This window comes from Algibacter sp. L4_22, from assembly GCF_023473045.1.
Lineage (GTDB): Bacteria > Bacteroidota > Bacteroidia > Flavobacteriales > Flavobacteriaceae > Algibacter.
In genome coordinates, this window is record NZ_JAMCOK010000014.1 from 2501 (window position 1) to 5397 (window position 2897).

Annotated in this window: 2 rRNA genes (1 of these 2 cut by a window edge); both read left to right on the forward strand. The window is 47.1% G+C overall.

Annotated elements, in window-relative coordinates:
* Positions 1–2620, forward strand: a 23S ribosomal RNA gene (locus M4I23_RS19115) (it extends 204 nt beyond the left edge of the window).
* A 134-nt stretch (positions 2621–2754) separates the two neighbouring features.
* A 5S ribosomal RNA gene (rrf, locus tag M4I23_RS19120) occupies positions 2755–2862 on the forward strand.
* Positions 2863–2897 lie beyond the last annotated feature (35 nt).

The window sequence follows — 2897 nt, forward strand, 5'->3', positions numbered from 1 at the left end:
AGAAAACAAAAGTGATTCCGTTAGTAGTGGCGAGCGAACGCGGATTAGCCCAAACCAGTATTGTTACGGCAATGCTGGGGTTGTAGGACCACGACATTAGAAGCGTAATGAATTAGAATTGTTTGGAAAAACAAACCAAAGACGGTGATAGTCCGGTATAAGTAAAGAACGTGGATATAGTGGTATCCTGAGTAGTGCGGGACACGAGTAATCCTGTATGAAACAGTCGGGACCATCCGATAAGGCTAAATACTCCTGAGAGACCGATAGTGAACTAGTACCGTGAGGGAAAGGTGAAAAGAACCCTGAATAAGGGAGTGAAATAGAACCTGAAACCATACGCTTACAAGCGGTCGGAGCAGACTTGATCTGTGACGGCGTGCCTTTTGCATAATGAGCCTACGAGTTACCGTTGCTAGCAAGGTTAAGGACTTCAGGTCCGGATCCGTAGCGAAAGCGAGTCTGAATAGGGCGCTTAGTTAGTAGTGGTAGACGCGAAACCGTGTGATCTACCCATGGGCAGGTTGAAGCTGTAGTAACATACAGTGGAGGACCGAACCGGTTGACGTTGAAAAGTCTTCGGATGACCTGTGGGTAGGGGTGAAAGGCCAATCAAACTCGGAAATAGCTCGTACTCCCCGAAATGCATTTAGGTGCAGCGTTGATTTATAGTTTTATAGAGGTAGAGCTACTGATTGGATGCGGGGGCTTCACCGCCTACCAATTCCTGACAAACTCCGAATGCTATAAAATGATAATCAGCAGTGAGGGCATGGGTGCTAAGGTCCATGTCCGAGAGGGAAAGAACCCAGACCATCAGCTAAGGTCCCAAAATATATGTTAAGTTGAAAAAACGAGGTTGAACTGCTTTGACAGCTAGGATGTTGGCTTGGAAGCAGCCATTCATTTAAAGAGTGCGTAACAGCTCACTAGTCGAGCGGTTCGGCATGGATAATAATCGGGCATAAACATATTACCGAAGCTATGGGATAGAAATATCGGTAGGGGAGCATTGTAGTGTCGTCGAAGGTGTGCTGTGAGGCATGCTGGAGAAGCTACAAAAGAAAATGTAGGCATAAGTAACGATAATGCGGGCGAGAAACCCGCACACCGAAAGACTAAGGTTTCCTCAGCTATGCTAATCAGCTGAGGGTTAGTCGGGACCTAACGCGAACCCGAAAGGGGTAGTGGATGGACAACTGGTTAATATTCCAGTACCTGCTCTCACTAAAAGTGACGGAGGCGAAAAGTTAGTGCGCACAGACGGAATTGTGCGTTGAAGCGAGTGGTAACACCGCGATAGTACACTGAGACTTCGGTCAAGGTGATAATCTAGCAAATCGACTTCCAAGAAAAGCAAGAGAAGCAGCCCGTACCCTAAACCGACACAGGTAGTTGGGATGAGAATTCTAAGGTGCTCGAGAGATTCATGGCTAAGGAATTAGGCAAAATAGACTCGTAACTTCGGGAGAAGAGTCGCCACCCTTCGGGGTGGCCGCAGTGAAAAGGTCCAGGCGACTGTTTATCAAAAACACAGGGCTATGCTAAATTGAAAGATGATGTATATGGCCTGACACCTGCCCGGTGCTGGAAGGTTAAGTGGAGATGTTAGCTTCGGCGAAGCATTCAAATGAAGCCCCAGTAAACGGCGGCCGTAACTATAACGGTCCTAAGGTAGCGAAATTCCTTGTCGGGTAAGTTCCGACCTGCACGAATGGTGCAACGATCTGGACACTGTCTCAGCCATGAGCTCGGTGAAATTGTAGTATCGGTGAAGATGCCGATTACCCGCTGTGGGACGAAAAGACCCCGTGCACCTTTACTATAGCTTAGTATTGGTTTTGGATAAGTAATGTGTAGGATAGGTGGGAGACTTTGAAGTGGCGTCGCTAGGCGTTGTGGAGTCATTGTTGAAATACCACCCTTTGCTTATCTAGAGTCTAACCTTCTTTTGAAGGGACAGTGCTTGGTGGGTAGTTTGACTGGGGTGGTCGCCTCCAAAAGAGTAACGGAGGCTTCTAAAGGTTCCCTCAGCACGGTTGGTAATCGTGCGTAGAGTGCAATGGCATAAGGGAGCTTGACTGAGAGACCTACAAGTCGATCAGGTACGAAAGTAGAGCATAGTGATCCGGTGGTTCCGTATGGAAGGGCCATCGCTCAAAGGATAAAAGGTACGCCGGGGATAACAGGCTGATCTCCCCCAAGAGCTCATATCGACGGGGGGGTTTGGCACCTCGATGTCGGCTCGTCACATCCTGGGGCTGGAGAAGGTCCCAAGGGTTGGGCTGTTCGCCCATTAAAGTGGCACGCGAGCTGGGTTCAGAACGTCGTGAGACAGTTCGGTCTCTATCTACAGTGGGCGTTAGAAATTTGAGTGGATCTGACTCTAGTACGAGAGGACCGAGTTGGACTAACCTCTGGTGTATCAGTTGTTCCGCCAGGAGCATTGCTGAGTAGCTACGTTGGGAAGGGATAAGCGCTGAAAGCATATAAGCGCGAAACCCACCACAAGATGAGATTTCTTTAAAGGGTCGTGGAAGATTACCACGTTGATAGGCTATAGGTGTAAAGGCAGTAATGTCATAGCCAAGTAGTACTAATAACCCATAGGCTTATTGTACGCCTGTTTTTTTATAAGTTATACAATACATTATATTCATGATTTTTGTTTCAATATGTTAAGATATTTGTTTATCCAAAGAGATAAACGCTGTATGCTAGAGGAGTAAAATCTAATAGCGAGCAGCTATAACTTAAGGTGGTTATAGCGATGGGGCTCACCTCTTACCATTCCGAACAGAGAAGTTAAGCCCATTAGCGCCGATGGTACTGCATTTGTGGGAGAGTAGGTCGTTGCCTTTTTTAATCCTCAACAAGAAATTGTTGAGGATTTTTTT